This window comes from Gemmatimonadota bacterium (assembly GCA_009838645.1).
In the GTDB taxonomy this organism is placed as follows: Bacteria; JAAXHH01; JAAXHH01; order JAAXHH01; family JAAXHH01; genus JAAXHH01.
In genome coordinates, this window is sequence record VXRC01000048.1 from 50,381 (window position 1) to 66,071 (window position 15,691).

The following is a 15,691-nucleotide window of genomic DNA, read 5'->3' on the forward strand; positions in this document are numbered from 1 at the left end:
CATAGCGTTTTAGGGTTGTTTCGCCCTGCTTCGAAAACCCCGATCCGACACCCGGTGCTGTCGATGCATGAAACGGCCATAAGCCACGACGATCTCGGCGCGGTCGCCGGCGACTTCCAGGGCCGGCCGGCCGTGCTGCACTACGGGGACGCCGCCGCCGAATACCGCGCGGTCCGGACCGCCGCCGGCCTGAGCGACCTCTCCGGCCGCGGCAAGCTGCGCATGACCGGCGCGGACCGGCAGCGCTTCCTGCACCGCGTGGTGACCAACGACGTGGAGCAGCTCGGTGCCGGAGATGGCGTCTATGCGTGCATGCTGACGCCCCAGGGGAAGATCATCTCGGATATGACGGTCCACGTCCGCGGTGAAGACCTGCTCATCGACGTGGAACCGGGGATGGCGGACGTGCTCCGGGATACGCTCGACCGGTACGCCCTCATGGACGACGTCGAGATCACGGACGTCACCGAGCGGTACGGATTAATCGGCGTGTCCGGCAGGCGGGCGGACGACTGCATCCACGGCCTGGCCGACCCCCTGCCGCCGCTGACACCCGGCGGACACGCGGAGATCGAATGGAACGGCGTGCCCGCGACCGTTGCGCGGACGCATCGTACCGGCGAACGGGACTACGATATCTACGTCCCCGCCGATAGCGCGGACGAAATCTGGAAGGCGTTACTCGCCGGCGAGGGAGACGGCGTCCCCTGCATGCCCATCGGATACGAGACCCTGGAGGTCCTGCGCGTGGAAGCGGGCATCCCCCGCTGCACGGCGGAACTGGACGACCGGATCATACCCAACGAGGCGGTGAAGGACCGGGCAGTCAGTTTCACCAAGGGATGCTACATCGGGCAGGAACCCGTCGTGATGATGGAGCACCGGGGCCGTCCCAATCGCCTGCTGTCGGGAATGGTCGTCGAAGGAGAAACGCTGCCCGGGCGGAATGCCGTGATCCGGAAGGACGGGAAGGAAGCCGGGTGGATCACCACGGCGGTCCACGGACGGGCGGTCGACGGGATCATCGCGCTGGGATTCGTCCGGCGGAGATCCATGGCGTCGGGCGGACCGTTTGAAGTCGAGGTGGACGGCGCCCCGGCCCGCGCCGAAATCGCGGACCTGCCTTTCTACGATCCCGATCCTTGAGGCACGACCCCGGATATTGAGGCACGATCCCGGCCCTTAATTGCGGAAGGCGTTACACCGGAATCCCAGCCACATCCCATGTCGAACACCACCTTCTCCCTGCATTCCCCCCTGGACATGCACATCCACTTCCGCGAAGGCGCCATGCTGAGGCGCGTGGCGCCACTGAGCGCGGAGACCTTCTCCGGGGGCGTCATCATGCCCAACCTGGTGCCCCCCGTGGACAACCCCGACCGGCTGGACAGATACGAACGGGAAGTCAGGGAGGTCGTGGAACGCCACGCCTTCGAACCCTACATGACCCTGTTCATGCGGCCCTACACCGAAAGCGAACTGGCTTCGATGAAGGACCGAATCATCGGCGTCAAGCTGTACCCGGAGGGCGTCACCACCCACAGCGAGGATGGAGTCGGCGAACTCCGCGACGTGGAGGATACCCTGGCCCTGATGCAGGACCTGGGTATCCGGCTGATGGTGCACGGCGAAACGACGGATTTCGTGATGGACCGGGAACGGGCGTTTCTACCCGTCTACGAAGACCTGGCCACGCGCTTTCCCCGGTTGCACATCGTCATGGAACACATCACGACCCGGGAAGCCGCCGTACTGCTGGACCGTCACGAGAATCTGTCCGCCACCGTCACCCTGCAGCACCTGCTGATCACCCTGGACGACGTGGCGGGCGGTCTGCTCAACCCCCATCTCTTCTGCAAGCCCATCGCCAAGCGGCCGGAAGACCGCGACGCGCTCCTCGCGCTGGCCCTCGATGCCCACCCCGGGCTCGTCTTCGGCAGCGACTCCGCGCCCCACCCGGTCGACAAAAAGGAGTGCGCCGGCTGCGCCGCGGGGGTCTTCACCGCGCCCATCGCCCTGCAGATGCTCGTCGGACTCTTCGAAGAACACGGCGCGCTGGACCGGCTGCAGGCCTTCGTCTCGGACAACGCGAAGCGGATCTACGGTGTCGAGCCGCCGGTAAAAACCGTGGTGTTCGAGAAGGCCGGGGCGGTCATCCCAGAGCGGTACGGCGACGTCATCCCCATGTATCCTGGGCGGGAACTGGACTGGAATGTGGCGGAGGTACGATAGAAGGACCGGGAAGTGTGAGCCTGGCCGCAGGCAGGATCGCCGCAGTCTACTCCACCCGGATGGCGTTCGATATGATCCAGAGCCTCTGACGCTCGCCGCGCAACAGGGTGCCGCGCAACTGGTAGACCTCGGTGTGATAGACCCCCGGACCGGGGACCTCCACGAACAACTCATGACCTTCCGTCTCGATCAGTGGCACCCCGTCTCTGTACAAACGTATGCGCACCGGTCCCGATGACGGCGCGTTCACGTGCAAACGGCCACCCTCCTGGTACGCGACACTGGCCCCCATGGACTTTGTCTCCGGCCCCATCGTAAGCTCGAAGGAAAAACCGGGAGCCGGTTCGTATCCTTCCAGCACCACGTAGCAGCTGCCGCGGTGGATCGCGTTCACCAGGATCTCCTCGTCGACCCCGGCGTCGCCGGTCAATTCCGTGCCGGTGATCACGTAAGTCCGGATCAGTCCGAACATGCGTTCATAGGTGGGGAAGGACAGGTGGCGATCTCCCCAGAGCTTAATGCGCTCGTGGGCATCCAGGCTGCCGATCACGGTCACCGGCTGACGCCGCACGCGATGCATCCAGAGGCGGATGGCCTCGTCGGGACGGTCGATGAGGCTGTTGAAGACCTCGTCGGGCATGAACGGCAGGAAAACTACGGCCCGCAACAGTTCCAGCACACTGTCGTCGCGCCATTCACTGTTCCCGTTGAGCACTTCCAGGCCGTCCATCTCTTCCAGGGTCCAGTCGGTCCAGGGCCGGCGGCCCGTGGGATGGGCCGCGATGGACACGCCGCCCGATTCGGAGATTTCCTCGACGAGCGCCGGGAGCCCCAGAGGGCCGTCCTGACTCACATCTCTGCCCACACCGAGGGAGAGCAGGTGGCCCGCGCTGGTGTTGACCTCTTCACCCACCAGCAGGAGCAGGCCGTCATGATACCCCTGGTGGCCGTCGAGCAGGGGTTGCATGGTGTCGTGATCGGTCAGAACGAGGAAATCCGGTCCCGCGTTCTGCCCCGCCCGGACGATATCCGCGACCGAGCCTCCGCCGTCGGAGTAGGTGGAATGCATGTGAATGGCGCCGGAATAGCGCGCGCCGCCGCCTGGTCCGGTCGAGGCCGCGGTGCCGGCCGCTGGGTCCGGCGCAGGGCGGGGAGACTCGGACCGCATGAGCAGGTATCCATCGGCGATCCAAAGCAGGAAGCCGGCCGCGACGAGGATTTTCAGCGATTTGCGTAAACTCAGCATAACAACCCGTCCGGAGTTTCAAGGCCCGGTCGCCCGCAAAGAGAGGACCACCGCCTCAGATTCGCCCCAAGGTGGTCGCAACACATCAGACGGCACTCCAGAACGCGTGCTCCAGGTGCGTTACCCCGGGAGGATTCTGCGAGAGGTCGATTCCGATGACGTCGTAACGGCATGGCGTCTCGTACCAGTTCCTTTCCTGCAGGAATCGGCGGGCGGTCCGCGCGATATGTCGCTGTTTCCTCCCGTCCACCCAGGAATGAGGATCGCCGAACCGGTGTCCGGTTCCGGCCTTGACCTCCACGAAGACGAGTTCGTCGCCGTCCCGGGTGATGAGGTCGATTTCGCACCGGGAGACGGGGTCCCGGTAATTCCTGGCCAGCACGGCGTGGCCCTTCCGGCGCAGGAATGTCTCCGCGATGGACTCGCCGTGTGAGCCCAGGACTTGCTTCGATGCGGTCATAATGCCTTCGGAATGAATGCCTGGGATGAATGCCCTGGATCTACGCGGGATCTACACGGGATCTACGCGGGATCTACGCGGAAGCTATGCGGGATGACCTGCCGTACATATGAAGCGGGCCGGTGGTCAGACGGAGGTGAAATCGAATCTCTTCCGCAGGAAGGAGCGGCGATGCACGGCCGACGGACCATGGTCCTCGAGCGCGGCCAGGTGCGCCGCCGTGCCGTAACCCTTGTGACGGGCGAAGCCGTATTCGGGAAAGTCCGGGTCGCACGCGATCATGATCCGGTCCCGCGTAACCTTCGCGATGACGGACGCGGCCGCGATGCAGAGGCTGCGTGCATCGCCTCCCACCACTGTAGTCTGGGGGCCCTGCCAGTCGATGGGGTCTATCCCGTCGACGAGCAGATGGCCAGGAGGCGGCGAGAGGGCCTCCACGGCTGCTTTCATGGCGAGTAGATTCGCCCGGCGGATGTTCACGGTGTCGATCGCGGCCGGGTCGGACCGGCCGACGCCGATGGCCGTGGCAATGGCCGTGATCCTTTCGTAGAGGACATCCCTCCTGGCGGGCGTAAGGCGTTTCGAATCGTCCAGGCCCGGAATCACGGCATCATCCGGCAACATCACGGCGGCCGCGATCACGGGGCCGGCCAGCGCGCCCCGTCCGGCTTCGTCGACACCGGCCGCGGACCGCGCGTCATGACCGAGGAGGGACCGTTCAAAGCGGGCCATGGCCCGGAGTCTCTCCCGCTCCGCGTCGCCCTTGTCCATGCTCAGTTGCGCCGCTCGGCGATCCGGGCGGCTTTGCCCTTGAGCTTCCTCAGGTAGTAGATTCGTGATTGCCGTACCTTGCCCTTGCGCAACACCTGGATTTTACCAACCGACGGCGAATGCAGGGGGAAGATGCGCTCGACGCCGATCCCCTGCGAGATCTTGCGGACCGTGACGGTCTCGCCGATGCCGTGGCCGGACCGCTGGATAACAACGCCCTGGAAGAGCTGTACGCGTTCCTTGTCGCCTTCGCGGACCTTGACCTCCATCCGTATGGTGTCTCCGGCACGGAACTCCGGCAGGTCGGTCCTCAACTGGTCCTGGGTGATCGTGTCTAGTGCGTTCATGTTTGAAACTTCCGTCCTTTCGAACGACCACGGGTGTGCTACCCGTTTTCGTTCCGTTGAAGGGTTCTCAGATAGGTCAGATCCTCTCCGGTCAATTCCACGGTTTCCAGCAACTCGGGACGGTGCTGGTACGTCTTCTTCAGGGCGTCCTGCCTTTCCCATCGTTCGATGCGTCCATGGTGCCCGGAAAGCAGCACCTCGGGCACGCGCCACTCCTGGTAGTTCTCCGGCCGCGTGTACACGGCGTTGCCCAGCAGTCCTTCGTAGTGCGAATCCGTGACCGCGGAAGCCATTTCGCCCAGGACCCCCGGCAGGAGACGGATCACGGCGTCCGCGATCATCATGGCCGGTATCTCGCCGCCGGTGACGACGAAATCGCCCACAGAGTACTCCTCGGCGCCCAGGCCCGTGGCCACCCGTTCGTCGACGCCCTTGTAATGCCCGCAGATGAGGACCAGCTGGTCCAGTTCCGCGAAGGACCTGGCCGTATCCTGCACGAAGGGCCTGCCCCCGGCCGACAACAGCACGGTACGGGAGCGGTCAGTCCGGGACGACGTGTCAACCTGGTCAGCCTGGTCAGCCCGGGACGCCCGGGACGACGCGTCAACCTGTCGCCGGAGATGTCTTACGCCCCTGAATACGGGCTCCGCCTTGAGCACCATGCCGGGACTTCCGCCGTAGGCATAGTCATCGACGGTCTTGTGGCGGTCCGTCGTAAACGCCCGCAGGTCGTGGACGAAGACGTCCACCAGGTCCCGCCGGCACGCCCGGCCCACTATACTCTCCCCGAAGGGTCCCGCGAATACACCCGGGAAAGCCGTAAGAATGTCGATACGCATGGTCTGTTCCGCTACGAGATCAACCCCGGGATCTTCCGAATGACCACCCTGTCTTCGCCGGGATCGAGTTCCACCACGATCTCCCGGACCGCCGGGATCATCGCTTCCCCGTTTGGCGTGTCCACCACAAACACGTCGTTCGCGGGCATGGACATCACCTCGCGAAGGATTCCGATCTCTTCGCCCTCGTCGGAAACGACTGCGCAGCCTTCGAGTTCGAAGACATAGTACGCGTCACGGGGCAACGGGGCGACGGCTTCTTCGGGCACCTGGATGTACGCGCCGCGGAGCCGTTCCGCGTGCTCCGTCGTATCGATCCCGCGGAATTTCATCCGCCAGCCGTTCCCGTCGCGGCTGCAGCGTTCGATCTCCAGCGACTCCCGCCGGCCGTCCTGCAGTTCCACGCCGATCCGGTCCAGGTCCGCGAACCGGTCTGGAGCGTCCGACAAACCTTCCACGCGGACGTAGCCCTTGAGGCCGTGGGGTTTGCGGATGAATCCGATATTGATCCGGTCTTCGCTCAATTACACCCCGCCCTGGCGTACCGGCGGCCGATCCGCTTCGACGCTCTCGGTCGCACTGGCGTACCGGCGGCCGATCCGCTTCAGGTCACTCGGCCGTTTCGGCCGTCTCCTCGTTGTCGCCGCGCCACTTCTGAATCGCGCCGCTCTTCACCAGGAGAGACCGCACCGTTTCGCTCGGCCTGGCGCCGCGGTTGAGCCAGTCGACGGCCTTGTCCACGTCCATCTCCAGCTGTTCCGGCGAAATGGGGTTGTAGTAACCCAGGCTCTCGATGTACTTACCACCCAGGCGGGTCCGGTTGTCCGTAACGACGATCCGGTAAAAGGGTCTCTTCTTGGCTCCCGTGCGGCGAAGCCGTATGGCCACTGCCATGTTCCGCTCCTTAGGCTACCTGAAAGGCAGCATACTCTGGCCGAGCCGCTCGAGGGCGCCCGGCCGGTTCAACTGCTTCATCATCTTCTGCATCATGTTGTACTGTTTCAGTAACTGGTTCACCTCCTGTACGCTCGTGCCGCTTCCCCGCGCAATCCGGCGGCGCCTGCTGCCGTTGATGACCACGGGGCGCGCCCTTTCGTGTTTGGTCATGGAACTCAGAATGGCGTCCATGCGAACGAGCGCTTTCTCATCCATGTCCATATCCTTCATCGCCTTCTTGTTCAAACCCGGCATCATCTCGACCAGTTCCTGCATGGAACCCATTTTGCCCAGTTGCTGGAGCTGCGACCGGAAATCCTCGAGGTCGAAGGTCTGCTTGCGCAGTTTCGTTTCGAGCTTGCGCGCTTCCTCCACGTCGATGGCGGCCTGCGCGCGCTCGACCAGGGAGACCACGTCGCCCATCCCCAGGATCCGGGACGCCATCCGTTCGGGGTGGAACACCTCCAGGGCGTCCAGTTTCTCGCCGACGCCCACGAACTTGATGGGCTTCCGGGTGATCTGCCGTATGGACAGCGCCGCGCCGCCGCGGGCGTCCCCGTCCATCTTCGTCAGGATACAGCCGTCGATGTCGAGGTCCTGGTCGAAGGCCTCGGCCACGTTGACCGCGTCCTGTCCCGTCATCCCGTCCACCACGAGCAGGATTTCGTGGGGATGAATCGCCTCGCGGATCCCGCGGAGTTCTTCCATCATCTCTTCATCGACGTGCAGGCGACCTGCGGTATCCAGGATGACGACGTCGCGGTCCTCCCGGCCTGCGCGGTCCACGGCGACCCTGCAGATGGCCAGGGGAGACCGGCCGTCCCCGAGGGCCACGACCGGCACGTCCAGCTGTTCGCCGAGCACCTGCAACTGCTTCACCGCCGCGGGACGGTAGACGTCGGCCGCGGCCAGTATGGGCTTGTGGCCCGCACCGATGAAGTGGTGGGCCAGCTTCCCCGTGGCCGTCGTCTTGCCGGACCCCTGCAGGCCGGCCAGCATGACGATGGTCGGGGGCGATTCCGCGACGGCGACCTCGACGGCTTCCTCGCCCATCAGGGTGATCAGTTCCTGGTGGACGATCCCCACCATCTGCTGCCCCGGGGAGAGGTTCCTGAGCACGCCCTGCCCAAGGGCCTTTACCTTGACCGAGTCGATGAAGGTCCGGGCCACCTTGAAATTCACATCGGCTTCCAGCAGGGCGCGGCGCACCTGCCGCAGGCTGTCGTCGATGTTCTTTTCCGTCAGCTTTCCCTGGCCGCGGAGACTTCGGACGATGCCTTCCATGCGGCCGGTCAGTTCTTCAAACAAGATGCGCTCCAGTGCGGTCTGCCGGTTACTCCGAGGCTGGCCGCGCCATACGGTCAGCCGGTATTTCTCAGCCGCGCCGCGAAACTCCCGTCCACGCCGTGTACCGGCGGAAGCGTGGCGATCCGGCCCGCGCCGTCCATAACCCCGGCCAGTTCCGCCGGCCAGCCGCCTGGGCTATCCGGCCGAAAACCAGGATGCCTTTCGCGGAACGCGGCCACGACGTCGTCGTTCTCTTCAGGCTCGATGGTGCACGTGCTGTACACCAGGACGCCGCCCGGTTTTACTATGCCGGCGCCATTCTCCAGCAACGCCAGTTGCTCGCCGCGGAGCCTGCCGATGTCCTCCGCCGTTCTCCGCCACCGCAGGTCCGGCCGGCGCGCGATGGTGCCGAGACCAGAACAGGGCGCATCCACAAGGACCCGGTCGGCCTTGAAATCCAGGCCGGGCGACCGGCCGTCCATGACGACAAGACGCACCTGCCCCAACCCCATTCGCCGCCGGTGTTCTTCCACGCGGCGTAGTCGATACGGTGACGAATCGCAGGCGATCACCCGTCCGCCCGCGCCCACAATTTGCGCAATATATGTTGTTTTTCCGCCCGGAGCGCAACATAAATCGACAACGGTCTCGCCCGCCCGCGGGCCGAGAAGTCTCACCGCGAGGCCCGCACTTTCGTCCTGTACCTGGAAGAGGCCCGCCTCGTGGGAGGCCAGCGTGTGCAGGTCGCCCGCGTGCCGGATAATCAGGAAATCATCGAGCCACCGCCCCGGTTCGACCCGAATGCCTTTCGGCGCCAGCGCAGCGGCGAGGTCTTGCGGCGTGGACCTCGACGTGTTGACCCGGACGGACAGGGGCGGCGGCCGGTTCCCGGCCTCCATGAGGGCGGCGGCGGATTCCACGCCAAACCGCTCGATCCACCGCTTCGCCAGCCAATCGGGATAGGAATGGGTGACGCCGAGATCCGCGACGGGGTCTCCCCCGCGCGCCGGCCGCGACAGCCGTTCCCGCTGCCGGATGGCCGTCCTCAGGACCGCGTTGGTCAGGCGGACGGTGCCCTCGTGCCCGTACCGCTTGGCGAGTTGCACGGATTCATGGGTGGCGGCGGCGGCGGGGACCTGGTCCATCATCATCAACTGGTACAGGCCCATGTGGAGGATCAGGCGGATCCACGGCGTCAGCGACTCCGGTTTTCCGCGCAACAGCCGGCCGAGCATCCAGTCCAGGCGGCGTCGCCAGCGGATGGTGCCGTACACCAGTTCGGTCGCGAAGGCCCGGTCCCGGACCGGGTAGCCGTGTCGCCGGAAAAGGGCATTGAGGGCGTCCCGCGGCGGCACGTCCCGCGTTTCCGCGCGATGCAGCGCCTTCAACGCGATCTCGCGCACCGGAGGGGCGTTTCCGTGCGACGGGGGCGCGTTCTCTCCGGCATCGGCCGGGGTGTCGTGGTGAGATCGAACCATGGTCGGGGTTCCGTGCTCAGGACGGTGCTTTTCGGCCGTGCTCGAACGCGGACGGCGGGCGTCAGGACGGTGCTGTCCGGCCGTGCGCGACCGTGGACGGCGGGCGTCAGGACCCGCCGAGAAGGTCGCCTGCCGCGGGACGGTATCCTCTCACGAATTCCGCACCTTCGATCCGGCTCCGGCCCTCGGGCTGCACCCGGTCCAGTCTCAATCCGCCTTTCCCAGTCTGCACGGTGACGCCCCGGCGTTCGTCGGCGGAGACTATCTCTCCGGGCGGGCCGCCCCCTTCCCCTTCCAGGCGGACGGGCTGGCTCGAGATGATCCGGAGGCGCTGGCCGCGCCAGGTGGTGAAGGCCATGGGGATTGGGTTCAGGCCCCTTATCCTGTTGTGTATGGTACGGGCCGGCAGCCGCCAGTCCAGACGGCCGTCCTCCCGGGAGATCCTCGGCGCCGGCGACGCTTCGCCCCGCTGCGCCCGCGGCGTTATGCGGCCGTCCGCCACCCCATCCACCGTGCGCAGCAGCAGGTCCGCGCCGGCGCGGGACAGGCGGTCGTGCAGTTCGCCGGCCGTTTCTTCCGGTCCGATCGGCACGGTCTCCTGGCAGAGGATGTCGCCCGTGTCCACCCGCCTTTCGACCAGGAACGTGGTGACGCCCGTAACCTCGTCCCCGTTCATCACCGCCCACTGGATGGGCGCCGCGCCGCGGTACCGGGGCAGGAGGGAAGGATGCAGGTTGATCGTGCCGCCCGGGGGTATGGCCAGCAGTTCGTCGGGCAGGATGCGGAAGGCCACGACCACGAACAGGCCGGCGTCCAGGGACCTGAGGGCGTCCAGGAAACCTGGATCGCGCAGCTTGTCCGGCTGCCAAATGGGTATGCCGTGCCGCAGGGCGGTTTCCTTCACCGGTGAAGGCGCGGTCTTCAATCCCCGTCCCTTCGGCCGGTCGGGCCCGGTCACAACTCCGGCCACCTCGTGTTCCGGCCGGCCGATCAGCGCCTCGAGACTTGGCACCGCGAAGGCGGGCGTACCCATGTAGACCACGCGCATATCAGACCGCCTGACCGCTCTCCTTGAGCTTCCTCAGTTTGCCGCGGATGAACTGCTGGCGGAGCTTGCTGAGGTGATCGATGAACAGGACGCCTTCCAGATGGTCGTACTCGTGGACCAGGACCCGCGCGAGCAGCCCGCTGCCCTCGATCTCGATGGGGCACCCGTCCAGGTCCGTTGCCTCGACGCGCACGACCTCGGGCCGGGTCACCTTCTCGAACAGATCGGGAAAACTCAGGCATCCCTCGTCGCCCGTCTGCGCGCCTTCCCGCTTGACGACGCACGGGTTCACCAGCACCAGGTGTTCCGGTTCTCCGTCCAGGGAGGGTCCCCGGCGGTCCAGGAAGAGTTCCGGTCCGATCGCCCGGAGGTTTACCACGTACACTCGGACGGTCTCGCCGATCTGGGGAGCCGCGAGCCCGATGCCTTCCGCGTCGGACATTGTGTCGACCAGGTCCTCGGCGAGTAGACGCAGCGCCGCGGTCTTATCCTCCACCGGGCGCGCCTTCTCCCGGAGCACCGGGTCGCCGTATATACGTATGGGTCTGACCGCCATGGCTGCTACCTATTCTTCCTTGCCGCCTTTCTTGCTGCTGATCAGGCGGGAAATGGCGCTGCGTTGCAGGTCGATCCGGACGTCGTCGGCGATGCGCACCGTAACCGTGTCCGCCTTCAGACCGGTAACGACGCCGATGATCCCGCCCTGCGTCACCACCTTGTCCCCGTTCTGCAGGGCGTCCAGCATGGCCTGGTGTTCCCGCTGACGCTTCTGCTGGGGACGGATCAGCAGCAGGTAGATGATCGCGAACATCAACAGGATGGGGATCATGGAGATCAGGAAACCCGGTCCGGAAGCGTCGCCGCCGCCACCGGGGCCCATGGCAAAGGCATCTTGAATCACTGGGGTTGCTCCTTTCTTGCGGTCTCACTGCGATACGCGGTCAGAAACGACCTGCTCCAAGCGCCAAAACGGCCTTCCAGGATGGCTTCTCCCATTTCGGAGACCAGGCCGACGTAGAAGTGGACGTTGTGCAGGGTCCCCATTCTCGGACCCAGTATTTCTCCCGCGCGGTAAAGGTGCCGGACGTACGAACGGCTGAAAGTCCGGCAGGCATAACAGGAACAGGATGCATCGATCGGTCCGGCGTCGGCCCTGAAGCGGGCGTTGTAGATATTGATGCGTCCGGAGCGCGTGTAAAGCGCGCCGTTCCGGCCCTCGCGGGTGGGAATGACGCAGTCGAACATGTCGATCCCTCGTCCCACGGCGTCGACGAGGTCTTCCGGCGTCCCGGCGCCCATCAGGTAACGGGGCCGGTCTTCCGGCAGGTGTTCGACGGTGGCGTCGATCAGGGCCGCCATGGCCGGTTTCGGCTCCCCGATCGACATCCCTCCGATGGCGTAGGCGTCGAATCCCCGGTCGACCAGCGACCGCGCGCAGTCGACCCGGAGGTCTTCGTATACGCTTCCCTGCACGATGCCGAACAACGCCTGGGGATGCGCCCTCTCTCCCTCCAGCTCGTCGAAACGCTTCCGGGACCGCTCGGCCCAACGCAGCGTCAGCGCGGCGGAATCCTTCGCGTAACCGTAGTCGCAGGGATAGGGCGGGCACTCGTCGAGGGGCGCTATGATATCGGCGCCGAGGGCGGTCTCGATTTCCATGACGGACTCCGGCGTGAACAGGTGCCGCGAGCCGTCGATGTGCGATTGGAAGGTCACCCCCTCTTCCTGGATGGACTTGAGGTCCGAGAGGCTGAACACCTGGTAGCCTCCGCTGTCGGTCAACAGGGGCCGCCGCCAGTTCATGAAGCCGTGCAGCCCGCCCATCTCCCTGATCAATGCATGTCCTGGCCGGAGAAACAGGTGGTAGGTGTTGCCGAGTATGATCTGCGCGCCGGCGGCTTCGAGTTCCTCCGGCGTCAGCGTCTTCACCGTCGCCTGGGTCCCCACAGGCATGAACACCGGCGTGCGGATTTCGCCGTGTTGGGTCTTCATGCGGCCGGCCCGCGCGTTCGAAGCCGGGTCCCGGGCGAGCAGGTTAAAGTCCAGCGAAGCCATACCGCGGGACCCGCGGTCCTCCTTTAGAATGATCCATGACTATTCCAGCGATTTGATGGGGCCTTCGCCGCGGCCCAGGATGAACTGCTGCACCAGCGCGTCGTCGCAGTTCCGGATCTCGTCCGGGGTCCCCACCATGTGAATCACCCCGTCGTGGAGCATGGCGATGCGGTCCGCGATCTTGTACGCGCTGATCATGTCGTGGGTCACCGCGATCGCCGTCACCGACAGCCGCTGGTTCATGTCCAGGATCAGGTCGTTGATGATGTCCGCCATGATGGGGTCCAGGCCCGTGGTGGGTTCGTCGTAGAGAATGTACTCCGGATTCATGGCGATCGCCCTGGCGAGTCCCACTCTCTTGCGCATGCCGCCCGAAAGCTCCGCCGGCTTCTGTTCCTCCACGTCGGAAAGGCCGACCATCTGGAGGCAGGTCCGGACCCGTTCGCCGATCTCCGCCTCGGTCCGGTCGGTGTGTACTTTCAGTGCGATCCCCACGTTCTCGCCCACGGTCATGGAATCGAAGAGGGCGCCGCCCTGGAACAGGAAACCGAACCGCTTCCGGATTTCGTCCAGCTCCGCGCCGTACAGCCTGGTCACGTCCCTGCCGTCCACCAGCAGCGTTCCGCCGTCCGGATGCAGCAACCCCGTAATGTGCTTGAGCAGCACGCTCTTGCCGCATCCGCTCCGGCCGATGATGACCATGGTCTCCCCGGACTCGATGGTCAGGTTGACGTCCGTCAGCACCGGTTTCCCGAAGGCTTTTCTCAGGTGTACGATTTCGATCATTAGAGGATTGAGAACGTAACGCGGGAAGAACGGTCAGCCCGGGTCTTCGTGATAGAGATCCGGGTTCTCGAAACGGGCGAAACGGTCCACGAAGACCAGGTCCACCGTTCCGACGGGACCGTTGCGCTGCTTGCCGATGATGATTTCCGCCTGGTTCTGCTCCTGTTCCTCGCCTTCTGCGTAACGGACGGGCCGGTAGATGAACAGCACCACGTCGGCGTCCTGTTCGATCGCGCCCGATTCCCTCAAGTCCGACAGCTGCGGCCGGCCGTCCCCACCGCGGGTCTCCACCGCCCTGGAAAGCTGCGACAGCGCGACGATCGGAACATCCAGCTCCTTGGCCAGGGCCTTCAGGTTCCGGGAGATGGTGGAGATCTCCTGTTGCCTGTTCTCCGCGTCGCTCGGGCCCCGCATGAGCTGCATGTAGTCGACAGCCAGCAGGCCGATGTCGTCATGCTCGGACATCAGTCTGCGCGCCCGGGAACGCATTTCGGTGACCGACAACGCCGGCGTCTCGTCGATGTATACCGGCGCGGTGGCGAGGGCCCCCACCGCGATGCTCAGGTTCGACCACGCGTCTCCCGGCAGCCGGCCGGTGCGCATCAGGTGGGAATCCACCCGCGCCTCGCTGCACAGCATCCGCTGGGCCAGCTGGTGGCTGGTCATCTCGAGGCTGAACAGGCCGACGCCGACCCCGGCCTCTACCGCGACGTGGCGGATGATGTTCAGGCATAGGGCCGTCTTCCCCATGGCCGGACGGGCCGCGATGATAACCAGGTCTCCGCGCTGGAAACCGGCGGTCATCTCGTCCAGCCGGGTAAAGCCCGTGGGGACGCCGGTCACGGTGGTGTCCTGCTCGTGGAGCTTTTCGATGTTCTCGAAGGTGTCGTGCAGAATGGGATTGAGCTGGGTGAAACCTCGGCGGGCGTCGCGCTGGGACAGGGAGAACACCATCCGCTCGGCGTCGTCCAGCAGTTCCGCGGTGTCTTCCGACGATTCATAGGCCCGGGAGACGATCTGGGTCGCCACGTTGATCAGCTTGCGTCCCTGGGACTTCTCGTGCACGATCCGGGCGTGGTATTCCACGTTGGCCGCCGTCGAAACGCCCTCCGTCAGGCCGACCAGGTAGAAGGATCCCCCCACGGCGGGCAGTTCGTGCCGCTTTTCCAGTTCTTCACTCAGGGTGATCACGTCGGTGGGTTCGTTCCGGTCGTACAGGGCAATGATGGCGCTGAAGATCTTGCGGTGCGCATCACGGTAGAACGCGGTATCGTCAAGGATCTCGAGGGCGATCGATATGGCGTCCTGCTCCAGCAGCATGGCGCCCAGGACAGCCGCCTCCGCCTCCACGGCCTGCGGCGGAAGTCGTTCCGCCCCGTCGCTCTGGCTGTTCATGAGACCTCAGCTCCCGGGGTCGCCTGTGCATCGGACTGCACGATGCGGTCGTATTCCTTCCGCAACAGCTGCACGTCTTCCCAGGTCGGCCGCTTGTAAGCCGCATTGCGCAGCAGGCCGGAGGGGTGGTACGTCACCAGCAGTTTGATGCCGTGATAGTCGTGGAACCTGCCCCGCAGCGCTCGAATCGAACTGTTCTGCTTGAGCAGGGCCTGGGCCGCAACGCGGCCGAGGGCGCAGATCAGCCTGGGCTGTACGAGGCGGATCTGCTCCTTCAGGATGGCGTCGCACGCGTCGACCTCTTCGGGCATTGGATCGCGGTTGTTCGGCGGCCGGCATTTCAGGATGTTGGTGATGTACACCTCGTCCCGGGTGAAATCGATGGCATTCAGGATGCGGGTCAGCAGCTTTCCCGCCTGGCCCACGAAGGGCTGGCCCTGTTCGTCTTCCTGGGCGCCGGGCGCTTCGCCCACGAACATCACGTCGGCGCGCTCGTTCCCGGAACCGAATACGAAGTGCTTTCGCTTGAATCCCAGCGCGCAGGCCGTGCAGCGATGGTATTTCGCATACAGGGCCTCGAGGGAGGTTACCTGGGCCGACTGCCCGGCCCCGGCAGGTTGGCCGGCTAGGGCAGGTTGACCGGCCCCGGCAGGTTGACCGGCTCGGTCGGACCACGCTGACCGCCTCTGTTCTGGCAACGGAAGCGCCTTGTCCAGGCCCTCCGGCAGGTAGAGCGATTCGAGTCCCTGCTCTTCTTCCTGCCTCACGGCCTCGACGGTCTGGCGTATCAGGTCGGACAGCGACGCTTGCG

General features: G+C 65.3%; 18 protein-coding genes. 2 read left to right on the forward strand and 16 right to left on the reverse strand.

Annotated elements, in window-relative coordinates:
* The first annotated feature begins 63 nt into the window (after window positions 1–63).
* Window positions 64–1,146: an aminomethyl transferase family protein gene (locus tag F4Y38_13680; protein ID MXY50334.1), complete on the forward strand. Its 1,083-nt coding sequence runs from the start codon at window positions 64–66 to the stop codon at window positions 1,144–1,146.
* A 78-nt stretch (window positions 1,147–1,224) separates the two neighbouring features.
* Window positions 1,225–2,232, forward strand: a complete 1,008-nt coding sequence (gene pyrC, locus F4Y38_13685) for a dihydroorotase (protein MXY50335.1) — start codon at window positions 1,225–1,227, stop codon at window positions 2,230–2,232.
* 46 nt (window positions 2,233–2,278) lie between these two features.
* On the opposite strand, the gene F4Y38_13690 is transcribed toward pyrC, so the two are convergent.
* The 16 genes from F4Y38_13690 to F4Y38_13765 form a co-directional block, all read right to left on the reverse strand.
* Window positions 2,279–3,478 carry a hypothetical protein gene (locus F4Y38_13690; protein MXY50336.1) on the reverse strand — a complete coding sequence of 400 codons (1,200 nt, stop codon included), beginning with the start codon at window positions 3,476–3,478 and terminating at the stop codon, window positions 2,279–2,281.
* Window positions 3,479–3,563: 85 nt separating this feature from the next.
* Window positions 3,564–3,938, reverse strand: a complete 375-nt coding sequence (locus F4Y38_13695) for a YraN family protein (GenBank protein ID MXY50337.1) — start codon at window positions 3,936–3,938, stop codon at window positions 3,564–3,566.
* Between the two features lie 126 nt (window positions 3,939–4,064).
* A complete protein-coding gene (locus F4Y38_13700; protein ID MXY50338.1) occupies window positions 4,065–4,709 on the reverse strand; it encodes a ribonuclease HII in 645 nt (214 codons plus the stop codon).
* Between the two features lie 2 nt (window positions 4,710–4,711).
* Window positions 4,712–5,056: a 50S ribosomal protein L19 gene (locus F4Y38_13705; GenBank protein ID MXY50339.1), complete on the reverse strand. Its 345-nt coding sequence runs from the start codon at window positions 5,054–5,056 to the stop codon at window positions 4,712–4,714.
* Between the two features lie 38 nt (window positions 5,057–5,094).
* Entirely contained in the window at window positions 5,095–5,895 is an 801-nt protein-coding gene (gene trmD / locus F4Y38_13710; GenBank protein MXY50340.1) for a tRNA (guanosine(37)-N1)-methyltransferase TrmD, read from the reverse strand.
* A gap of 11 nt (window positions 5,896–5,906) precedes the next feature.
* Window positions 5,907–6,419: a 16S rRNA processing protein RimM gene (gene rimM, locus F4Y38_13715; GenBank protein ID MXY50341.1), complete on the reverse strand. Its 513-nt coding sequence runs from the start codon at window positions 6,417–6,419 to the stop codon at window positions 5,907–5,909.
* 85 nt (window positions 6,420–6,504) lie between these two features.
* Window positions 6,505–6,789, reverse strand: coding sequence for a 30S ribosomal protein S16 (gene rpsP / locus F4Y38_13720; protein MXY50342.1), 285 nt, complete (start codon window positions 6,787–6,789; stop codon window positions 6,505–6,507).
* 15 nt (window positions 6,790–6,804) lie between these two features.
* Complete coding sequence (locus tag F4Y38_13725) at window positions 6,805–8,142, reverse strand: signal recognition particle protein (protein MXY50343.1); 1,338 nt, start codon at window positions 8,140–8,142, stop codon at window positions 6,805–6,807.
* A gap of 50 nt (window positions 8,143–8,192) precedes the next feature.
* Window positions 8,193–9,596 carry a 16S rRNA (cytosine(967)-C(5))-methyltransferase RsmB gene (gene rsmB / locus F4Y38_13730; GenBank protein ID MXY50344.1) on the reverse strand — a complete coding sequence of 468 codons (1,404 nt, stop codon included), beginning with the start codon at window positions 9,594–9,596 and terminating at the stop codon, window positions 8,193–8,195.
* Window positions 9,597–9,702: 106 nt separating this feature from the next.
* On the reverse strand, window positions 9,703–10,644 hold the full coding sequence (locus F4Y38_13735; GenBank protein ID MXY50345.1) for a methionyl-tRNA formyltransferase: 942 nt from the start codon (window positions 10,642–10,644) through the stop codon (window positions 9,703–9,705).
* Window position 10,645: 1 nt separating this feature from the next.
* Window positions 10,646–11,200, reverse strand: coding sequence for a peptide deformylase (gene def / locus F4Y38_13740; protein ID MXY50346.1), 555 nt, complete (start codon window positions 11,198–11,200; stop codon window positions 10,646–10,648).
* 9 nt (window positions 11,201–11,209) lie between these two features.
* Window positions 11,210–11,524, reverse strand: a complete 315-nt coding sequence (gene yajC / locus F4Y38_13745; protein MXY50347.1) for a preprotein translocase subunit YajC — start codon at window positions 11,522–11,524, stop codon at window positions 11,210–11,212.
* A 17-nt stretch (window positions 11,525–11,541) separates the two neighbouring features.
* On the reverse strand, window positions 11,542–12,699 hold the full coding sequence (gene tgt, locus F4Y38_13750) for a tRNA guanosine(34) transglycosylase Tgt (GenBank protein ID MXY50348.1): 1,158 nt from the start codon (window positions 12,697–12,699) through the stop codon (window positions 11,542–11,544).
* 39 nt (window positions 12,700–12,738) lie between these two features.
* A complete protein-coding gene (locus tag F4Y38_13755) occupies window positions 12,739–13,485 on the reverse strand; it encodes an ABC transporter ATP-binding protein (GenBank protein MXY50349.1) in 747 nt (248 codons plus the stop codon).
* A gap of 33 nt (window positions 13,486–13,518) precedes the next feature.
* Entirely contained in the window at window positions 13,519–14,880 is a 1,362-nt protein-coding gene (gene dnaB, locus F4Y38_13760) for a replicative DNA helicase (protein MXY50350.1), read from the reverse strand.
* Window positions 14,877–15,608, reverse strand: coding sequence for a uracil-DNA glycosylase (locus F4Y38_13765; GenBank protein MXY50351.1), 732 nt, complete (start codon window positions 15,606–15,608; stop codon window positions 14,877–14,879). Before F4Y38_13765 ends, dnaB begins: the two co-directional genes overlap by 4 nt.
* Between the last annotated feature and the right edge of the window lie 83 nt (window positions 15,609–15,691).

What these genes read in the sequence shown, in the direction of transcription:
- pyrC (MXY50335.1), top strand. Translation starts at nt 1,225, where the DNA reads ATGTCGAACACCACCTTCTCCCTGCATTCCCCCCTGGACATGCACATC.
- F4Y38_13755 (MXY50349.1), bottom strand. Translation starts at nt 13,485, where the DNA reads ATGATCGAAATCGTACACCTGAGAAAAGCCTTCGGGAAACCGGTGCTG.
- trmD (MXY50340.1), bottom strand. Translation starts at nt 5,895, where the DNA reads ATGCGTATCGACATTCTTACGGCTTTCCCGGGTGTATTCGCGGGACCC.
- F4Y38_13700 (MXY50338.1), bottom strand. Translation starts at nt 4,709, where the DNA reads ATGGACAAGGGCGACGCGGAGCGGGAGAGACTCCGGGCCATGGCCCGC.
- F4Y38_13695 (MXY50337.1), bottom strand. Translation starts at nt 3,938, where the DNA reads ATGACCGCATCGAAGCAAGTCCTGGGCTCACACGGCGAGTCCATCGCG.
- F4Y38_13705 (MXY50339.1), bottom strand. Translation starts at nt 5,056, where the DNA reads ATGAACGCACTAGACACGATCACCCAGGACCAGTTGAGGACCGACCTG.
- F4Y38_13680 (MXY50334.1), top strand. Translation starts at nt 64, where the DNA reads ATGCATGAAACGGCCATAAGCCACGACGATCTCGGCGCGGTCGCCGGC.
- tgt (MXY50348.1), bottom strand. Translation starts at nt 12,699, where the DNA reads ATGGCTTCGCTGGACTTTAACCTGCTCGCCCGGGACCCGGCTTCGAAC.
- F4Y38_13735 (MXY50345.1), bottom strand. Translation starts at nt 10,644, where the DNA reads ATGCGCGTGGTCTACATGGGTACGCCCGCCTTCGCGGTGCCAAGTCTC.
- def (MXY50346.1), bottom strand. Translation starts at nt 11,200, where the DNA reads ATGGCGGTCAGACCCATACGTATATACGGCGACCCGGTGCTCCGGGAG.
- rsmB (MXY50344.1), bottom strand. Translation starts at nt 9,596, where the DNA reads ATGGTTCGATCTCACCACGACACCCCGGCCGATGCCGGAGAGAACGCG.
- rpsP (MXY50342.1), bottom strand. Translation starts at nt 6,789, where the DNA reads ATGGCAGTGGCCATACGGCTTCGCCGCACGGGAGCCAAGAAGAGACCC.
- F4Y38_13690 (MXY50336.1), bottom strand. Translation starts at nt 3,478, where the DNA reads ATGCTGAGTTTACGCAAATCGCTGAAAATCCTCGTCGCGGCCGGCTTC.
- dnaB (MXY50350.1), bottom strand. Translation starts at nt 14,880, where the DNA reads ATGAACAGCCAGAGCGACGGGGCGGAACGACTTCCGCCGCAGGCCGTG.
- yajC (MXY50347.1), bottom strand. Translation starts at nt 11,524, where the DNA reads ATGGGCCCCGGTGGCGGCGGCGACGCTTCCGGACCGGGTTTCCTGATC.